Raw genomic sequence first — 17,331 nt, 5'->3', positions numbered from 1 at the left:
GGTACCGAAAAGTCAGATAGTAATCATGGGGTTGCGTACTCTGATACGCCGTACTTTGTCCAAAGTCGATCCAGATCACCTGTTTGGCGCAGCTTGGCCAGCCACAGCTCCAGCTGGGCAGGGGTAATGCTGGCCTCGGGATCAAAGATAGCGCGGTGCTGGTAGCGCTGGTCCCACTTTTGCGACACAAGCAGCTGCGCCTTTACCTCGGGGTTGCTGAGCAGATACTGGTTCAAATAGGAGATATTGAGGATGGCGATATCACCGCGTCCCTTGAGCAGGGCTTGCAGGGCACTGACGTTGTCCTTGAACAGCGTGATGTCGAGATGGCTGTGCAAATAGACCGGATCTGCATTGAACTGGCCGATACCGTAGTGATAACCGGTTACACCGATAAGGTGGTGCAGGGAGGGATCCTCGAAAAAACGCTGGTCTCGCCCGGGGGCCTTGAGGGCAACATACACTTCACCACCGCCAAGAAAGGGGGAGGTCATCTTGAACTTGTCGGTTTGCCAGCCCCACTTGCTGTCTTCAAACAGCATCAGCGAGAAACGGCCCAGATCGAGCGCCTTGTAACGGTTGGCGGCCGAGGTGGGAACAAACACGAATCTTACCTCTTGCTGGATCTCGTTTAGCTTGGCGATGAGATCCAGCGTCAGCCCTTCATAGCGGGAATCGGGGAGTTTGACCACAAAGGGGGCATAGGGGTATCCACCAACCTTGATGAGGGGATGGCTCCAGCCAGAGAGGCTGAACAAGAGCAAAAACCAGCACCAATATCTCATGGGATCCCCAAGGCAATAGCTTGCTCCCAGATTCGGTTAATCTGCGCCAGTTTTCAAGCTGTTAAGGGAATTAACACAGCGCTGTTCGGCGGCTTCCAGCTCGGCCATCACCATCTGGATATCCTCCAGTTGTTGGCGCAGCACGCCGCGTTTTGTCTCGATCAGCTGGATCATGGAGTGGAGCTGGGTTTTGCTCGATTTGTCGGTGTCGTACATATCGAACAGCTCGCGGATCTCGGCCAGGCTAAACCCCAGCCGTTTGCCGCGCAGGGTCAATTTGAGCCGGATCTTGTCCCGGTGGCTGTAGATGCGGGTTTGCCCCTCCCGCAGCGGGGTGAGCAGCCCCTCATCCTCGTAGTAGCGGATGGTGCGCGGCGTGACATCGAACTCGTGGGCCAGCTCCGAAATGCTGTAGGTGATCTCCTTGCCGGGCAGGGAACGGGACATGATCATGACTCCTGTTGCTGGGCGTGTGGCTGGCAGAGGCGCGCACGCAGCCGCTCGGCATTGGCGTGCAGGGCCTGACCGACCCGCGAGCCGTTGGGGCGAGCGAGCAGCTCACTCACCCACTGGCCGGTGGCCGCCAGTTTGTCGAGATCCACCCCGGTCGTCATGCCAAGGCCGTGCAGCAGGTAGACCACCTCTTCTGACGCCACATTGCCGGAGGCGCCCGGCGCATAGGGGCAGCCGCCAAGCCCCGCCACTGAGCAGTCGATGGTGCGAATGCCACGCTCCAGCGCGGGTAGCAGGTTGGCCAAGCCCTGACCGTAGGTGTCGTGGAAATGGACCGCGAGTCGACCCGCCGGGATCTCGTGCAGCACCGCATCCAGCATGGGGGCCACCGTGCCCGGGGTGCCGACGCCTATGGTGTCCCCCAGCGAAATTTCGTGGCAACCGAGATCCAGCAGTTGCTCGGCCATGGCGGCGACCCGTTTCGGGCGGGTCGGGCCATCGAACGGGCAGGCGATGACGGTGGAGAGGTAGCCGCGCACCTTGATGCCGAGGCGGCGCGCCTCCTGCACCAGCGGGGCGAAGCGCACCAGCGACTCCTCCACGCTGATACCGATATTGGCGCGGGTAAAACCGTCGGAGCAGGCGGTGAAGAGGCCAATTTCGTCGGCGCGGGCGGCAATGGCAGCCTGCAAGCCTTGCAGATTGGGCACCAGGGCGCCGTAACGGGTTGAGCCCTTGCGCGGCAGTGCCTCGAACAGCGCTGCGGAGTCCGCCATCTGCGGCACTTTTTTGGCAGAGACAAAGGCACCCACCTCGATGCGTTGCAGGCCGCTGTCGGTAAGGCGCTGGATCAGCTCCAGCCGCTGTACCAGGGAGAGGGGCGCAGCTTCATTTTGCAGGCCATCTCGCGGCCCCATCTCCACCAGACTGACCCTGTCGTCACGGACGTCCTGTGATCGGTTCATGGGTGTTCCTCCTGTGAAGCAGTCTCTTCGGCAAAGCGCACCAGCACGGCTCCCTGGCTTACCTGTTCGCCCAGTTTGCACTGCAGGGTTTCAATTACACCATCCCGCTCTGCACGCAACTGGTGTTCCATCTTCATCGCCTCCAGCACCAGCAGGGGGTGTCCCTTGCTGACCTTTTGGCCGGGTTCGACCAACACGGCTACCACTATGCCGTGCATGGGGGCGATGGCGCCCTGCGCCTTCTCGTTTGCCTGATCATGGTGGTGACTGTGCAGCTGATCATCGGCTGCGAAACGGATGCGCTGGCCCCCCAGGGTCATGATGAAGGTTGCCTCCGAGCCTGCGGCCGTCTGAATGGGGATCTGTTGCCAGCCGCCACCCTGTTGTAGCCGGATATGATCGTCACCTCTTTGGTAGCAATGAGTCTCCCCTTGCCACTCAAACTGGCCGCCATGATCGTTAAGGGTCAATACCCGGTGCTCATCACCGATGCGTACCGCTGCAGTCCAGCAGCGATCCGGCCCCAGCCGAAATCCGCAGGCTTGCTGCCAGGGGGAGGTGCCCGCAGGGCGGCTCGCCAGCCAGAGGGTGGCCAGCGGCCAGGCGAGCTCAGGAATGGGCCGTGCTGTGGTGGGTATGGGCCACTGGGTATGGTGGCCCATGGCCAGGACGTCAGGCTCTTCACACAGGCGCAGCAGCAGCGGGCCGTTGTGCACCAGCGGCCCGAGATCCAGTGCCGCCAGCGCATCTGCCAGTTTGGCGAACGCCTCGGCGCGGTTCTGGCCGTGGGCGATCAGCTTGGCGATCATGGGATCGTAATAGGGGCTCACCTCATCGCCAGCGGTGACGCCGGTGTCGATACGCACGCCATCTGGCCAGTGGAGCCAGTGGATAGGCCCGCTGGCAGGCAGAAAACCGGCCGCCACATCCTCGGCGTAGAGGCGCGCCTCCACCGCATGGCCGCGCAGCACCACCTCATCCTGGGTGAGTGGCAGTTGCTTGCCCTCGGCCACGGCCAGTTGCCAAGCCACCAGATCCTGCCCGGTCACCGCTTCGGTGACCGGATGCTCCACCTGCAGCCGGGTGTTCATCTCCATAAAGAAGAACTCATCCTTGCAGAGCAGGAACTCGATGGTGCCAGCCCCCTGATAATGGATGGCTTTGGCTGCGGCCACGGCTGCCTCCCCCATGGCGCGGCGCAGAGCCGGAGGGATGTCGGGGGCGGGCGCCTCTTCGATCACCTTCTGATGGCGTCGCTGCAAGGAGCAGTCCCTGTCCCCCAGATAGATGGCGTTGCCGAGGCTGTCGGCAAAGACCTGCACCTCCACATGGCGAGCCTGGGGCAGATAGCGCTCCAGCAGCACCAGATCGTCGCCAAAGGCGGCCTTGGCTTCACGTTTGACTGCCGCCAGCGACTCGTCAAAGTCAGCCAGCTGATCGACCCGGCGCATCCCCTTGCCACCGCCGCCACTGGCTGCCTTGATAAGTAGCGGGAAGCCAATCTGGCTCGCCTGATCGCGCAAGAAGTCCGGCCGTTGATCCGTGCCGTGATAGCCAGGCAGTACAGGTACACCGGCAGCCTGCATCAGCGCCTTGGCGCCCGATTTGTCGCCCATGGCGAGAATGGCGGCGCCGCTTGGGCCGACAAAGCGCAGGCCGCGCTGTTCGCAGGCGGTGGCAAAATCGCTGTTTTCCGACAGAAAGCCGTAACCGGGATGGATGGCATCGGCGCGCGCCTCTTTGGCAATCTTCAGCGCCTTACCGGTGTCGAGATAGCTCTCTCTGGCCGGTGCGGGCCCCAAATGCCAGGCCTCATCGGCCAGACGGGTGTGCATGGCATGGGCGTCGGCATCGGAGTAGATCGCGATGGTGTGAATGCCGAGGCGTTTCGCTGTCTTGATGATGCGCACGGCGATTTCGCCGCGATTGGCAATCAGCAGGCGCTTAATTTGAGTGTGATGGGTCATGTCTCATCCTTGAAACGGGGACGCCAGGTGGGAGGGCGTTTGTCGAAGAAGGCCTGCATCCCCTCCTGGGCTTCGAGCCCCACCCGAACCCGGGCGATGGTCTCGACGGTTTTTTCTTCGTGCAGGCGGGAAGGATGGGCTTCTATCGCCGCCAGCAGCCGTTTGGTCTCTTTCATCGCCTCCGGCCCGTTGCGGCACAGACGAAGGGCCTGCGCCCGCCCCTCCGCCAGCAGTTGATCCGGTTTGCAGAGTTGGTGTGCCACATTGAGCCGACAGGCGGTAATGGCATCGAACGGCTCGGCACTGAGCATGTAGCGGCGCGCCTGACGCATCCCCATAGTGCGCACCACGTAGGGGCTGATCACCGCAGGCACCAGACCCAGGCTCACCTCGGAGAGGCAGAAGCGGGCATCATCGCTGGCCAGCACAATATCGCAGGCACAGATCAGCCCCAGCGCCCCGCCATAGGCAGCCCCTTGTACCAGTGCCACCGTAGGGAAGGGGAGCTCGTCGAGGGTCTGCATCAGCCGCGCCAGTACCCGGGCGTCTTCGCGATTGTGCTCGAAATCGGCGTGGGCCAGATTACGCATCCAGTTGAGGTCGGCGCCCGCGCAAAAGTGTTTGCCCTCGGCCCGCAGCAGCAAAGCATGAGGACGTTCGGCGAGATCATGACCATGGAGATGGGCCAGGTCATCGAGGCAGTCGAGCAGCCCCAGCATCAGGTCGGCATCAAAGGCGTTGTGACGGGCCGGGCGCGACAGCACCAGCTCGGCCAGCGGGCCGTGCCGCTCCAGCCGAAACGGGTTCTGGGAGTAAGTAAGTGGATCTGACATAGGTTTGCTCCTTACATCCGGAAGATGCCGTACTGCTCGGGTTCAATGCGGGCACCCTGACAGGCCGCCAGTGCCAATGCCAGTACGGTGCGGCTCTGGGCCGGGTCGATGACGCCGTCATCCCACAGGCGAGCGCTTGCGTAGTAGGGGTGGCCCTGGCGCTCATACTGCCCTATCACCGGCGCGCGGATGGCTGCTGCCTCCTGCTCGCTCAGGTTCTTACCTTCGGCTGCCAGCTTGTCCCGACGCACCTGCACCAGCACTCCGGCAGCTTGCTCGCCCCCCATAACAGAGATGCGGCTGTTGGGCCAGCTAAAGAGAAAATCGGGTTCATAGGCGCGGCCGCACATGCCGTAGTTGCCGGCACCAAAGCTGCCGCCGACGATCAGGGTGATCTTGGGCACCCGGCTGCAGGCCACGGCGGTGACCAGCTTGGCACCGTGCTTGGCGATCCCCTCTTTTTCTGCGCTGCTCCCTACCATAAAGCCGGTGATGTTCTGCAAGAAGAGCAGCGGGATGGCGCGCCGGTTACAGAGCTGGATAAAGTGGGCCCCCTTCTGGGCGCTGTCACTGTGCAGCACACCATTGTTGGCGAGGATCCCCACCTCCATACCGCAAATACGGGCAAAGCCGGTCACCAGCGTGGTGCCGAACAGCGCCTTGAATTCGTCAAAGTCAGAGCCATCCACCAGTCGGGCAATCAGCTCCCGCGCGTCGTAAGGGCGTTTGAGACTGGTGCCCACCAGACCGTAGAGCTCCTCTATCGGGTAGGTTGGCTCATCGTAGGTCGATGCCAAGCCCGAGATCGGATCATGGTCACTGCCCAGATGGGTGAGCAGGGTACGTGCGATGGCCAGCGCGTGGCCATCGTCGCGGGCCATATGATCAGCCACCCCTGAGTGGGCGCAGTGCACCTCGGCGCCACCCAGGGCTTCGGCGCTGATCTCCTCGCCGGTGGCGGCCTTGACCAGCGGTGGGCCCGCCAGAAAGATGGTGGCCTGTTCCCTGACCATGATGGATTCATCCGCCATGGCGGGGACGTAGGCGCCGCCTGCGGTACAGAGCCCCATCACCACCGCCAGCTGGGGGATGTTCTGGGCCGACATGCGGGCCTGGTTGTAGAAGATGCGGCCAAAGTGCTCCCGATCGGGGAACACCTCATCCTGCATCGGCAGGAAGGCGCCGCCGGAATCCACCAGATAGAGGCAGGGGAGGCGCAACCGCTCGGCGATGGCCTGGGCGCGCAGGTGTTTTTTTACCGTGAGCGGGTAGTAGGTGCCCCCCTTCACGGTCGCGTCGTTCACCACCAGCATGCAGAGCTTGCCCGAGACCCGACCGATGCCGGTGATGATGCCAGCGGCGGGCACCGGCTCGTCATAGACCTGCCAGCCAGCCAGCGCCGAGAGTTCGAGAAAGGGGGAGCCCGGGTCCAGCAGCTGGTTGATGCGCTCGCGGGGCAGCAGCTTGCCGCGAGCCTGATGGCGGGCGTTGTTGGCCGCGCCGCCCCCTTGCGCGAGCTCGGCAATGCGGGCGTGGAGATCGTCGACCAGCCCCTGCATGGCGGCCAGATTGGCCGCATATTCCGGGCTCGCCGTGTCGAGACGGGAGTGGATCTTGCTCATGCGTTCTCTCCCATCAGCTCGCGGCCGATGAGCCAGCGGCGGATCTCCGAGGTACCGGCACCAATTTCATAGAGCTTGGCGTCCCGCAGCAGACGACCGGTGGGGTATTCGTTGATGTAGCCGTTGCCTCCCAGCAGCTGGATGGCATCGAGCGCCATCTGGGTGGCATTTTCGGCGGCAAACAGGATAGCGGCGGCGCAATCCTTGCGGCTGGTGTGGCCAGCGTCGCAGGCGCTCGCCACCGAGTAGACCAGCGCCCGGCTGCTGGCGAGGCGGGTATACATGTCGGCGAGCTTGCCCTGCACCAGCTGGAACTCGCCGATGGCCTGGCCGAACTGTTTGCGCTCGCGCACATAGGGCAGTACCACGTCCATGCAGGCCTGCATGATGCCAAGGGGGCCGGCCGCCAGTACCACCCGCTCGTAGTCGAGCCCGCTCATCAGTACCTTGACTCCGCCATGCAAGGTGCCCAGCAGGTTCTCCTGTGGTACCCGGCAGTTGTCGAACACCAGCTCGCAGGTGCTGGATCCGCGCATCCCCAGCTTGTCGAGCTTCTGGGCGGTAGAAAAACCGGGAGTCCCCGCCTCGACGATAAAGGCAGAAATTCCTTTGGGGCCGACAGCGGCATCGGTCTTGGCATAGATGACGAAGGTGTCGGCATCCGGACCGTTGGTGATCCACATCTTGTTGCCGTTGAGCACGAAGTGATCCCCCTCGCGCACTGCGGTGAGGCGCATGCTCACCACGTCGGAGCCCGCCCCGGGTTCACTCATGGCAAGCGCCCCCACATGCTCGCCGCTCACCAGCGGAGGCAGGTAGCGGGCTTTTTGCTCCGGTGTGCCGTGGCGGTGGATCTGGTTGATGCAGAGGTTGGAGTGGGCGCCGTAGGAGAGGCCGACCGAGGCGCTGGCGCGGCTCACCTGCTCCATTACCAGCACATGGGCCAGATAGCCGAGGTTCACTCCGTCATACTCCTCTGCCACCGTGATACCGTGCAGACCCAGCTCACCCATCCGGGGCCAGAGATCACGGGGAAAGGCGTTGCTTTGATCAATCTCGCTGGCGCGCGGGGCGATCACTTTCTGGCAGAAGGCCGCAACCTGTTCGGTCAGGGCATTCAGGGTCTCATCCATCTGCATCCATGCTCTCCTTGCGGATATGACAGTCGGGTAGGAAGGTTGGCTCGACCGGCTGACTCGGCGTCACGGCTGGCAGTGGTCGGTCCATTTTGTACTTCACTTCTGCCACAAGTTTACGTTAGCGTAAACGTAAATCAATTGTTAATCTGTTGTGTGTCGATAGAGAGGTGGTTGTGAGAGCGTCATCAGCTACCACGACAACAGCGCCATAGTGGCAGATCCGAATGACCAGTGTTTGGGCGCCGCGTCATAAAGCGCTAACGCGGGAAAATAAGCGCGGGACAATAAGCGCGGGGCAACAAGGGAGCGAACGACAAGATGGACTTTACCCTGACCGATGATCAACAGGCGTATGTGGAGGCGGCCGCCGCCTTTGCCGACGACGCGCTGAAACCCCATGCCGCGCGCTGGGATAAAGAACACGAGTTTCCTATTCCGACCATCAAGCAGGCGGCAGAGCTCGGGTTTTGCGGTCTCTATACCCCGGAGCAGTTTGGCGGATTGGGGCTGCCGCGCCTCGATGCGAGCCTCATCTTCGAGCGTCTCGCCATGGGCTGTACCTCGACCACGGCGTATCTGACCATCCACAACATGGTGAGCTGGATGCTGGGCAGCTGGCTGCCCACCGAGGTTGCTGAGGAGTGGGTGCCCAAACTGGCCAGCGGCGAGCTGCTGGGATCATATTGCCTGACCGAGCCGGGTGCAGGTTCCGATGCGGCGGCGCTCAAGACCCGAGCCATTCGCGAGGGCGACAATTATCTCATTGAGGGAACCAAGGTCTTTATCTCGGGAGCGGGCAGTACCGACGTGCTGGTGGTGATGGCGCGCACCGGTGGTGAAGGTGCGAAGGGGATCTCTGCCTTTATGGTGCCGGCTAATGCCTCCGGCGTGAGCTATGGCAAGGCAGAAGAGAAGATGGGCTGGAACAGCCAGCCGACCCGGGAGGTTGTCTTTAATCGGGTTCGCATTCCTGCCTGCTATCGGTTGGGCGAAGAGGGGGAAGGATTCAAGTTCGCCATGCAGGCCCTTGATGGGGGGCGTATCAATATCGCTACCTGCTCGGTAGGTACCGCCCAGCAGGCGCTGGACGATGCGCTGACCTATGTGCAGCAGCGCCAGCAATTTGGTCACCCGATCAGCGAATTCCAGAGCGTGCAGTTTCGCCTGGCCGATATGGCGACCGAGCTGGCTGCCGCCCGTCTGCTGGTGCGTCAAGCGGCAGACAAGCTGGATCGCGGGGATCCCGACAAGAGTGCCTGGTGCGCCATGGCCAAACGGTTTGCCACCGACGTCGGTTATCGGATCTGTGATGAGGCTCTGCAACTCTTTGGTGGCTATGGTTATACCCGCGACTATCCCCTTGAGCGCTACCTGCGCGATACCCGGGTGCATCGCATTCTGGAGGGAACCAACGAGGTGATGCGACTCATCATCGCGCGTCGGCTGCTGGCCGAGCAGGGATTGGCGCTGATGTAGTGTCGGATGACCTATCAATGGCGCCAGCTTTGTGAGCCAGTCACAGGTTGGTTTCATGCAACTCTGCCATCATGGTTATCGCTCTACTGACAAGGACAAACGCAATGACAAGGATCAGGCTCGAATATAACGGCCACGTGGCCTACATCACCCTTGACCATCCGCCAGCCAATACCTGGACGCTTGCCAGCCTGCAAGCTTTCCTGCGGATGATGGAGGAGCTCGACAGTCGCCCCGATGTGGTTGCGCTGGTGATCCGCGGGGCTGGCGAGAAGTTCTTCTGCGCCGGTGCCGATCTCAACCTGTTTGCTGATGGCAATGTCGAACAGGCTCGCGATGTAGCCGACGCTTTTGGTCGTGCATTCGAAGCGCTGGCTCGTTTTCACGGCGTTACCATTGCGGCCATCAACGGTTACGCCATGGGCGGTGGGCTGGAAGTGGCGCTGGCGTGCGATATCCGCATCGCCGAGCAGCAGGCGCTGCTGGGGTTGCCGGAAGCTTCGGTGGGGCTGTTACCCTGCGCGGGGGGTACCCAGCGTCTGACCGAGCTGGTGGGGCCTGGCTGGGCGAAGCGGATGATCCTCTGCGGCGAGAAGGTGAGTGCCGCCCTTGCCTATGAGATCGGGCTGGTGGAGGAGGTGGTGAAAACCGGGCAGGCGTGGGAGGCCGCCTATCAGATGGCTCATCTGGTGGAGCGCCAGAGCCCGAGTGCCCTGCGCGCCTGCAAAATGTTGATCAATCAGGGGCGCTGCGGCCCGCGTGATGCGGCTTTGCCGCTCGAGCGAAGCCTCTTCCTCGAACTGTTTTACGATGCCAACCAGCGGGAAGGGGTGGCAGCGTTTCTCGAAAAGCGCGCCCCGCACTGGCAGTACCAAAAGCCGGATGGTGCAACCCATGAGTGAGCCAGTCAGTATCGCAACCTATCCAACGGCTGATGGCCACCAGATCGGGGTGTTGACTCTCGACAGCCCTGCGTCTCTCAACGCATTGAGCCTGCCGATGATCCAGATCCTGCAACAGACACTGACCCGCTGGGAGCAGGATCCCGCCATCGTCTGCGTACTGCTGCAGGGGGCGGGCGAGAAGGCGTTCTGTGCCGGTGGTGATATTCGCTCCTTCTATTACCGCAAGCAGGAGGCGAGCGAATCGGAACTGTTCGGATATGCACGCGACTTTTTCGAGCAGGAGTACCGGCTCGATCACCACATCCACTGTTACCGCAAGCCCCTTGTCTGCGTAGCGGATGGCATTTGCATGGGCGGTGGGATAGGTCTGTTTGCCGGCGCCGATTTTCGGGTGGTGACCGAGAAGAGCCTGTTCGCCATGCCGGAGGTGACAATCGGCCTCTACCCCGATGTGGGGGCCAGCTGGTTTTTAAGCCGGATGCCGGGGCGACTCGGTCTCTGGCTTGGTCTCACCGGTGCCCGTTTCAACGGGAGCGATGCCATCGGCCTTGGGCTGGCGGATCACGCTATAGCCAGCAGCGAGCGAGCCGAGCTGCTACACCGATTGGCGGCACTCGACTGGTCAGTCGGTTGCGAGTCCCGTGAGCAGATCGATCAGCTGCTGTGCAGTCTTCATCGCGGCGTTGCAGCGCAGTTGCCTGCGCCCATCCTGCTGCCCCATCAACCAAAAATCGATGACCTGCTGGCAGGGCGAACGTTGGCTGGAGTTTTGGCAAGGCTGTTTGCTGCCCGATTTGACGAAACGGCGGGAGAGAGGGGGTTGGCCCAGGCGCAGGAGAGCTGCCGTAGCGGCAGCTCCATCAGCCGTGCCATCCTCTGGCGCCAATATTGGCAGGCTCGCCGTCAATCTCTTGCCGAGGTATTTGCTGACGAATTGACCCTCTCGGTCAACTGCGTGCTCAAGGGCGATTTTGTGGAAGGGGTGCGGGCGCTGCTTATCGACAAGGACAGGGATCCCCACTGGCAGGATCAGCCTGCCGAGGGTAACTGGCTGGACGAATTCTATCGCTGGCCCCATGGGCGCAACCCGCTGGCCAGCATATAGGTCTTGGTCTGGCAGCCGCAGCGCTATCAAGAACGCAAGGAGCAAGCAGAATGACAAGGATCGGATTTATCGGGCTGGGCAACATGGGGGGACCCATGGCAGCCAATCTGGCCAAGGCTGGGCATACGGTGCAGGTGTTTGATCTGGTTGCCCACAGTGTCGAGCGCGCCATTGCCGCAGGCTGCATTGCGGCAGGTGATGCCCGCGAAGCGGTGACCGGCAGTGATGTCGTCATCAGCATGTTGCCTGCCGGTGAGCATGTGCGCTCCCTCTGGTTGGGCGAGAGCAATGGTGAGCGGGGCGGGCAGGATCTGCTGGCAGCATTGCCTGCCGGTGTGCTGGTGATCGACTGCTCCACCATCGATGTGGCCTCTGCCCGTCAGGTGGGGAGCGCAGCCCGTACACGCGGCTTGCGCTTTATCGATGCCCCCGTGTCGGGCGGGGTCGCAGGGGCTGCGGCAGGCTCACTCACCTTTATCGTTGGCGGCGAGCCAGCCGACTTTGATGCGGCCAAGCCCGTACTGGCCTGCATGGGGCAGAATCTGTTTCACGCCGGCCCCCTTGGCGCCGGGCAGATCGCCAAGATGTGCAACAACATGCTGCTTGCGATCCATATGGCGGGCACCGCCGAGGCGCTGGCGCTCGGAGTGAAGGAGGGGCTGGATCCGACTGTGCTCTCCACCATCATGGGCAAGAGCTCGGGCAACAACTGGAGTCTGGAGCGTTACAACCCCTGGCCCGGGGTGATGGAGAACGTACCGGCTGCCCGTAACTATCAAGGGGGTTTTATGACCCGGCTGATGGTGAAAGACCTCGGCCTCGCCATGGCGCTGGCCGAGCATGCTCACAGCGCTGTGCCCATGGGGGCACTTGCGCGCAACCTGTTCAATCTGCATGCGGCGAACGGAGAGGGAGAGCTGGATTTTTCCAGTATCGTCCGGCTTTATCTGGAAAAAGGCAGAGAGGGGTAGTGGTCGCCGGGCGCCATCTTGCGGCTTGATGGGGTCAGACTATCGTTACCGCTGGCATCACAAGGAGAGAGAATGGATATCAAGCAGAAAGTCATTGCCATTACCGGTGCCGGGCGAGGGCTGGGGCGGGCCATAGCCCTCAATCTTGCCGCTCAGGGGGCCGAGCTGGCGTTGATCGACCTGAATGCCAGCGATCTGGCCGTGACGCAGGCCGAGGTACAAAGCCGTGGCGGGCGAGGGGCCATCTTCGTCTGCAACGTGGCAAGTGAACCGGAGGTAGAGACCACCTTTGTCGCGATCAAGACGCACTTTGGTCGGTTGCATGGGTTGATCAACTGCGCCGGCATTCTGCGCGATGGCATGTTGATCAAGGTGAAAGAGGGGGAGGTTGCAGAGAAGATGAGCCTGGCCCAGTGGCAGAGCGTCATCGACGTCAACCTCACCGGCACCTTCCTGTGCGGGCGTGAGGGGGCCGCGCTGATGGCAACCGGCGGGGAGGGGGGCGTCATCATCAATATCTCCTCCATCGCCCGTGCCGGTAATATCGGCCAGAGCAACTATGCCGCCAGCAAGGCGGGGGTAGCCTCGCTGGTGGTGACCTGGGGGCGGGAGCTTGCCCGCCACGGTATCCGGGTAATGGGGATCGCCCCCGGGGTATTCGCCACCGATATGACGGCTGCGATGAAGCCGGAGGCGATGACCCGGATGCAGCAGGCTATTCCGGTCGGCAAACTGGGTGAGGCGCAGCAGCTGGCCGACACCGTTGCCTTCATCTTTGCCAACGATTACCTCAATGGCCGGATGATCGAGCTTGACGGCGGTCTGCGTCTGTAGACCTTTACCAAGATTTACATTGAGCCCTGACCTCGTGGTCAGGGCTTTTTTATGCACTCTTTTGAGTTACCAAGGTACTGAATGGCGATGCATGGGCACCATCCGGGTCGCTCTATGGCGGCAGAAATATGAGAAATATCAATGGGTCTCAGTTAATTTGAACCAGCTCACAGGCCCTTGAGGTCAGTGCTGTAAAATTGCGCGCGGTCAAGGTGGTGCATGTTTGACGATGCGAGGGATTGCGGTCGGAATAGTCATGCAATATAGTTGCCGCCTTTTTCATGGGGTCCGGATTTTCAGCCCCTCCCATATCGCGCGCAGTATGAATACGGACGCTCTGCCGCCGCCTAATTAAACAGGATTGAGATGGACAAGAAACTAGGGCTTGGCGCCCTCATTTCGCTGGTGATCGGCTCCATGGTCGGCGCCGGGGTCTTCAGTCTCCCACAGAATATTGCTGCACATGCCAGCGCCGGGGCGGTCGCTCTTGGATGGGCCATCACCGGGGTCGGCATGATCTGCCTCGCGCTGGTCTATCAAAACCTCTCCATGCGTCGCCCGGATCTCGATGGCGGTATCTTCAGCTACGCCAAGGCCGGTTTTGGTGACTTCATCGGCTTCAACGCTGCCTGGGGTTACTGGCTCTGCCAACTGCTGGCCAACGTCTCCTACGCCATCGTGGTGTTCAGCGCGTTAAGCTACTTCTTCGATACGCCGGATCACGTCATCTTCGGCGACGGCAATACGCCGGTGGCCATCACGCTGGCCTCCATCCTGATCTGGTCGGTACACTCGCTGGTACTGCGCGGGGTGCAGGTGGCAGCTTTGGTTAACATCGTGACCACCATCGCCAAGATGGTGCCGCTCATCGTTTTCAGCGTGGCCATCCTGCTTGCCTTCAACATGAAAACCTTCACTCTGGACTTCTGGGGTCATGGCAACAGCGATCTTGGTTCCGTGATGGATCAGGTCAAGTCCACCATGAAGGTTACCCTCTGGGTCTTCATCGGTATTGAAGGGGCTGTGGTGGTCTCTGCCCGTGCCCGCCATCGCAAGGATGTCGGCCGTGCGACTGTGCTGGCTCTGCTGGGGGCATTGGCGCTCTACGTGATGGTGACCCTCTTCTCGCTGGGGGTGATGACCCAGCCTGAACTGGCTCAGCTCAAGAACCCCTCTACCGCGATGATCCTGGAAGCGGTAGTCGGCCCTTGGGGCGCCTGGCTCATCAACATCGGTCTGGTCATCTCCGTGATGGGGGCTCTGCTGAGCTGGACCGTGTTGGCGGCTGAAGTGCCCTACATTGCGGGCAAGACCGGGGTATTCCCGGCCTGGTTTGCCAAGGAGAACAAGAACGGCTCACCGCAGGTATCGCTCTGGTGCTCCACCTGTCTGGTGCAAACTTTCCTTATCATCATCTACTTCCAGAACAGCACCTATCTGGCGTTGGTCAACATCGCCACCTCGGCGGCGCTGGTACCCTATGTCTTCTCAGGCGCCTATGGTCTCAAGCTGGCACTGAAAGGGGAGACCTATCAGGGTCAACCTCATCAGCGCAAGCGTGATCTGCTGCTGGCACTGATGGCGACCATCTATGGCTGCTGGCTGGTTTATGCGGCCGGCGTCGAGTATCTGCTGCTGGTGGCGCTGCTCTACAGCCCGGGTATCTTTATCTACTGGAAGGCGCGTCAACACCACGGTCTGCGCGGCCTCAACCGGCTGGAGCAGGGGATGACGGCGGCCTTGCTCGGCTGTGCCGTGCTGGCCTTCTACAAGGTGATGGACGGCACCATCCCCCTGAACTGACAGAGACAAGAGATGGCCCAAGGGCCATCTCTTCTTTTACACGCCGTCCGCGTCACAGTTGTCGGCGTTGCCTCGGAAGGAATTTTTATGCTGTTTATGGGTTATCTGCTGCTGGGGGCTTTCGCCGGCATCCTGGCCGGACTGTTCGGGATCGGCGGCGGCCTTATCATAGTGCCGGTGCTGGTGGTGAGCTTTCATGCGCAGGGGGTCGATCCCGATATCATCACCCATCTGGCGCTTGGCACCTCGCTGCCGACCATGATTTTCACCGGTTTCAGTTCGCTGCGGGCTCATCAGGAGGCGGGAGCGGTCGACTGGGTGATGATCCGCAGGCTCGGGGCTGGCATGCTGCTTGGCGCCTGGCTCGGCGGCATGACTGCCAATCTGCTTAGTGCCAGTACCCTCAACATCATCATTGGCTGCTTTGCCTGGACCATGGCACTGCAGATGGGGCTCAACTTCAAGCCCAAAGCGGAACGTCATCTGCCGGGAGCGCTCGGTACTGGCATCGCAGGTACTGTTATTGGCTGGATGTCGGCACTGTTTGGTATAGGCGGTGGCTCGCTCACCGTGCCTTATCTGAGCTGGAACAGCGTACCGATGCGCAACGCGGTAGCAGCTTCAGCCGCCTGTAGCATGCCGATCGCGCTGGCGGGTAGCCTGAGCTATCTCTATGCAGGATGGGGGCATGCGGATCTGCCCGAGTGGAGTGTGGGCTACATCTATCTGCCAGCCCTGATTGGTATTGTGCTCACCAGCACCCAGTTTGCCCGGGTGGGGGCCAAACTGGCACACAGACTCTCCCCCCAGCGACTCAAGCAGGCATTTGCCCTGCTGATGCTGCTGGTGGGGGCGAAATTCATGCTGTTTAGCTGAACCATTGGCCAGTTTGTTGAAAAATAAGGCAAACGATCTGTTGGAAGGCAGAAAGCCGTTGCATTGAACGCCCAGTTTGCCTATTCTCCTCGCCGGTGGTCCTATTGGTCCTCTCGCATTGATAACCCGTCGACCTGGTCAGGACCGGAAGGTAGCAGCCAAGGCGGGGGACTTGAGTGCCGGGATGTGGCTGGTAGGGCCACCACTTGTTTCTGCAATTCAATAAGTTACCTTTCAAGAGCCCTTGGTCATCCACTTTGTGTGGACGATGAGGAGCTCATTGATGAATCTCTGGCTCAGTCCCCACGGCATCTGGTATTACCGGAAAATCACCACGCCCCCTGTGGTAGTCGTAAAGAGATCAAAAAATCCCTGCATACCCGAGACAAGCTGACGGCCCGTGAAGCTGTTGCGAAACCCTGGCTTCTGTTGGTTCGACAGCACCTTGGCCTCTTGGACAGGGGGCGTTAGGTTATTAGGTTAATTGTTGCGTGATACCAAGTCGGAATAGAGTTGCTTCTGTCGTATCAGTCAGTTCACTGACCCCGAGCACGCTCCAAAGATCCTCCTCCAGCTTCTTTGCCTTGTGGATAGCAAATTTAGCGATGGTATCCAGTTCGTTGGCGACGAAGTTGATGTCTGGTCGGCCAGTACGGGATATGCCAACCAGCACTGAATAAAACTCCCCCTGCTGTAATGCCTGCTCGATAAATTGCCGCTTTTCTTGCACATTGCTGAACGAGTTGGCGAGGCAGCTCTTGATTTGGGGCCAACCTGAGTTTGTTTGCACGTACGATACGTAGACTTCTTCCTGCTTTGGTTTGTCATCTCGTTCCTGATGACGCAGCGGGGTCATCAGCACTTCTTTCAGCAAGTCTCCCTGAAACAGTGGATAGAGGTTGCCATGCTCCGGATTTGCAGTACAAACAGTGAGCACTCTTTGCAATGAACGTGGTTTGATAGATTTGCCAATAGATGCCGGCTTCGGACTCCCATTGAGCTTGTTGACATAGAGTGGGGTGTTGAAAAGATGGCTGGTGTAAATATTGCGTAGAGCCCTGGCAAGTCCGCGATAGCGGCGGTGCTCCGGGGCTGTTTTCAACTTTTTCTGGTTACTTTCGATAAGCAGAGTGAAGAACTGTCGGCCAATATGGCGGGCGGTATCCCCTTCAATGCAAAGGTGCAATACCGTGCGGGTCATGTTGAGGCTGACCAACCGGTAAGGCAGATGCAGCAAGTCCATTGTTTTGGCCAGTTCCTGTAGACGGGGCAGGGCAATGGTCACAACATCGTTTTTCTCACCGATAAAGGCCTCTTCCAGCTCAATTTGCATACCATGGGCGGAGATATCGCGGGTTAAGCCCTGCCAGGATCTGCCATTGTGGCTGATGGTTATCTCCGTTTTGTGGATGTAGCGTTGTTCTTTGCGTAGCTGAACATATTGCAGCAGCTCGATCTCGAAAGGCATGGGCTCTTGTTCGTGGCCAAATCGTTGCAACTCGTTGGGATTGTTGATTGTCCCCCCTTCCTGGCGGAACTCTTCCCGTTGTGAGTCGAGGCTAATCTCCTGCAATAAACCGCAATATCCTATCTGTTT

Annotated in this window: 15 protein-coding genes and 1 other RNA gene; 8 read left to right on the top strand and 8 right to left on the bottom strand. The window is 60.6% G+C overall.

From position 1 onward, the window contains the following. Window positions 1-23: 23 nt before the first annotated feature. From LG31_RS0103450 to LG31_RS0103420, 7 genes are read right to left on the bottom strand one after another with little or no spacing between them, the layout of a single operon-like run. Complete coding sequence (locus LG31_RS0103450) at window positions 24-785, bottom strand: substrate-binding periplasmic protein (protein ID WP_033113110.1); 762 nt, start codon at window positions 783-785, stop codon at window positions 24-26. Between the two features lie 36 nt (window positions 786-821). After that, a complete protein-coding gene (locus LG31_RS0103445; RefSeq protein WP_031227613.1) occupies window positions 822-1,232 on the bottom strand; it encodes a MerR family transcriptional regulator in 411 nt (136 codons plus the stop codon). 2 nt (window positions 1,233-1,234) lie between these two features. Next, window positions 1,235-2,203 (bottom strand): hydroxymethylglutaryl-CoA lyase, encoded by a 969-nt coding sequence (locus LG31_RS0103440; protein ID WP_033113109.1) that lies wholly within the window; start codon window positions 2,201-2,203, stop codon window positions 1,235-1,237. Then, window positions 2,200-4,170 (bottom strand): acetyl/propionyl/methylcrotonyl-CoA carboxylase subunit alpha, encoded by a 1,971-nt coding sequence (locus LG31_RS0103435; RefSeq protein ID WP_033113108.1) that lies wholly within the window; start codon window positions 4,168-4,170, stop codon window positions 2,200-2,202. The genes LG31_RS0103440 and LG31_RS0103435 overlap by 4 nt, the downstream gene beginning before the upstream one ends. Then, the gene (locus LG31_RS0103430) at window positions 4,167-5,003 is read right to left on the bottom strand and encodes an enoyl-CoA hydratase-related protein (RefSeq protein ID WP_033113107.1); all 837 of its coding nucleotides are present in this window, start codon (window positions 5,001-5,003) and stop codon (window positions 4,167-4,169) included. Before LG31_RS0103430 ends, LG31_RS0103435 begins: the two co-directional genes overlap by 4 nt. Window positions 5,004-5,014: 11 nt before the next feature. Beyond that, on the bottom strand, window positions 5,015-6,625 hold the full coding sequence (locus tag LG31_RS0103425; protein ID WP_033113106.1) for a carboxyl transferase domain-containing protein: 1,611 nt from the start codon (window positions 6,623-6,625) through the stop codon (window positions 5,015-5,017). After that, window positions 6,622-7,764, bottom strand: coding sequence for an isovaleryl-CoA dehydrogenase (locus tag LG31_RS0103420; protein ID WP_033113105.1), 1,143 nt, complete (start codon window positions 7,762-7,764; stop codon window positions 6,622-6,624). Before LG31_RS0103420 ends, LG31_RS0103425 begins: the two co-directional genes overlap by 4 nt. A 318-nt stretch (window positions 7,765-8,082) precedes the next feature. Between LG31_RS0103420 and LG31_RS0103415 the strand changes: the two genes are divergently transcribed. The 8 genes from LG31_RS0103415 (at window position 8,083) to ffs (ending at window position 15,933) form a co-directional block, all read left to right on the top strand. Then, window positions 8,083-9,240, top strand: coding sequence for an acyl-CoA dehydrogenase family protein (locus LG31_RS0103415; RefSeq protein WP_033113104.1), 1,158 nt, complete (start codon window positions 8,083-8,085; stop codon window positions 9,238-9,240). 104 nt (window positions 9,241-9,344) lie between these two features. Beyond that, complete coding sequence (locus LG31_RS0103410) at window positions 9,345-10,142, top strand: enoyl-CoA hydratase (RefSeq protein ID WP_033113103.1); 798 nt, start codon at window positions 9,345-9,347, stop codon at window positions 10,140-10,142. Then, entirely contained in the window at window positions 10,135-11,250 is a 1,116-nt protein-coding gene (locus LG31_RS0103405) for an enoyl-CoA hydratase/isomerase family protein (protein WP_033113102.1), read from the top strand. The genes LG31_RS0103410 and LG31_RS0103405 overlap by 8 nt, the downstream gene beginning before the upstream one ends. Before the next feature lie 50 nt (window positions 11,251-11,300). Next, window positions 11,301-12,221: a 3-hydroxyisobutyrate dehydrogenase gene (gene mmsB, locus LG31_RS0103400; protein ID WP_033113101.1), complete on the top strand. Its 921-nt coding sequence runs from the start codon at window positions 11,301-11,303 to the stop codon at window positions 12,219-12,221. Window positions 12,222-12,293: 72 nt separating this feature from the next. Next, window positions 12,294-13,055 (top strand): SDR family oxidoreductase, encoded by a 762-nt coding sequence (locus LG31_RS0103395; protein WP_033113100.1) that lies wholly within the window; start codon window positions 12,294-12,296, stop codon window positions 13,053-13,055. Between the two features lie 366 nt (window positions 13,056-13,421). After that, window positions 13,422-14,858, top strand: a complete 1,437-nt coding sequence (gene arcD, locus LG31_RS0103390; RefSeq protein ID WP_033113099.1) for an arginine-ornithine antiporter — start codon at window positions 13,422-13,424, stop codon at window positions 14,856-14,858. A gap of 87 nt (window positions 14,859-14,945) precedes the next feature. Continuing rightward, the gene (locus LG31_RS0103385) at window positions 14,946-15,734 is read left to right on the top strand and encodes a sulfite exporter TauE/SafE family protein (RefSeq protein ID WP_033113098.1); all 789 of its coding nucleotides are present in this window, start codon (window positions 14,946-14,948) and stop codon (window positions 15,732-15,734) included. Between the two features lie 102 nt (window positions 15,735-15,836). Continuing rightward, an RNA gene (gene ffs / locus LG31_RS20250) (signal recognition particle sRNA small type) lies at window positions 15,837-15,933 on the top strand. Between the two features lie 276 nt (window positions 15,934-16,209). Here the strand turns inward: ffs and LG31_RS0103380 are convergent. Then, a partial coding sequence (locus LG31_RS0103380) for a PilZ domain-containing protein (RefSeq protein ID WP_033113097.1) occupies window positions 16,210-17,331 on the bottom strand: 1,122 nt, incomplete at its 5' end.

This window comes from Aeromonas lacus, assembly GCF_000764665.1.
Lineage (GTDB): Bacteria > Pseudomonadota > Gammaproteobacteria > Enterobacterales > Aeromonadaceae > Aeromonas > Aeromonas lacus.
Note: the sequence above shows the minus strand (reverse complement) of the source record. Positions and strands in the feature narration are given on the sequence as shown.

Bases quoted from the DNA above. Each gene is read 5' to 3' on its own strand.
- LG31_RS0103415 (WP_033113104.1), top strand. From the start codon at position 8,083: ATGGACTTTACCCTGACCGATGATCAACAGGCGTATGTGGAGGCGGCC.
- LG31_RS0103410 (WP_033113103.1), top strand. From the start codon at position 9,345: ATGACAAGGATCAGGCTCGAATATAACGGCCACGTGGCCTACATCACC.
- arcD (WP_033113099.1), top strand. From the start codon at position 13,422: ATGGACAAGAAACTAGGGCTTGGCGCCCTCATTTCGCTGGTGATCGGC.
- LG31_RS0103425 (WP_033113106.1), bottom strand. From the start codon at position 6,625: ATGAGCAAGATCCACTCCCGTCTCGACACGGCGAGCCCGGAATATGCG.
- LG31_RS0103450 (WP_033113110.1), bottom strand. From the start codon at position 785: ATGAGATATTGGTGCTGGTTTTTGCTCTTGTTCAGCCTCTCTGGCTGG.
- LG31_RS0103435 (WP_033113108.1), bottom strand. From the start codon at position 4,170: ATGACCCATCACACTCAAATTAAGCGCCTGCTGATTGCCAATCGCGGC.
- LG31_RS0103445 (WP_031227613.1), bottom strand. From the start codon at position 1,232: ATGTCCCGTTCCCTGCCCGGCAAGGAGATCACCTACAGCATTTCGGAG.
- mmsB (WP_033113101.1), top strand. From the start codon at position 11,301: ATGACAAGGATCGGATTTATCGGGCTGGGCAACATGGGGGGACCCATG.
- LG31_RS0103385 (WP_033113098.1), top strand. From the start codon at position 14,946: ATGCTGTTTATGGGTTATCTGCTGCTGGGGGCTTTCGCCGGCATCCTG.
- LG31_RS0103405 (WP_033113102.1), top strand. From the start codon at position 10,135: ATGAGTGAGCCAGTCAGTATCGCAACCTATCCAACGGCTGATGGCCAC.
- LG31_RS0103395 (WP_033113100.1), top strand. From the start codon at position 12,294: ATGGATATCAAGCAGAAAGTCATTGCCATTACCGGTGCCGGGCGAGGG.
- LG31_RS0103420 (WP_033113105.1), bottom strand. From the start codon at position 7,764: ATGCAGATGGATGAGACCCTGAATGCCCTGACCGAACAGGTTGCGGCC.
- LG31_RS0103440 (WP_033113109.1), bottom strand. From the start codon at position 2,203: ATGAACCGATCACAGGACGTCCGTGACGACAGGGTCAGTCTGGTGGAG.
- LG31_RS0103430 (WP_033113107.1), bottom strand. From the start codon at position 5,003: ATGTCAGATCCACTTACTTACTCCCAGAACCCGTTTCGGCTGGAGCGG.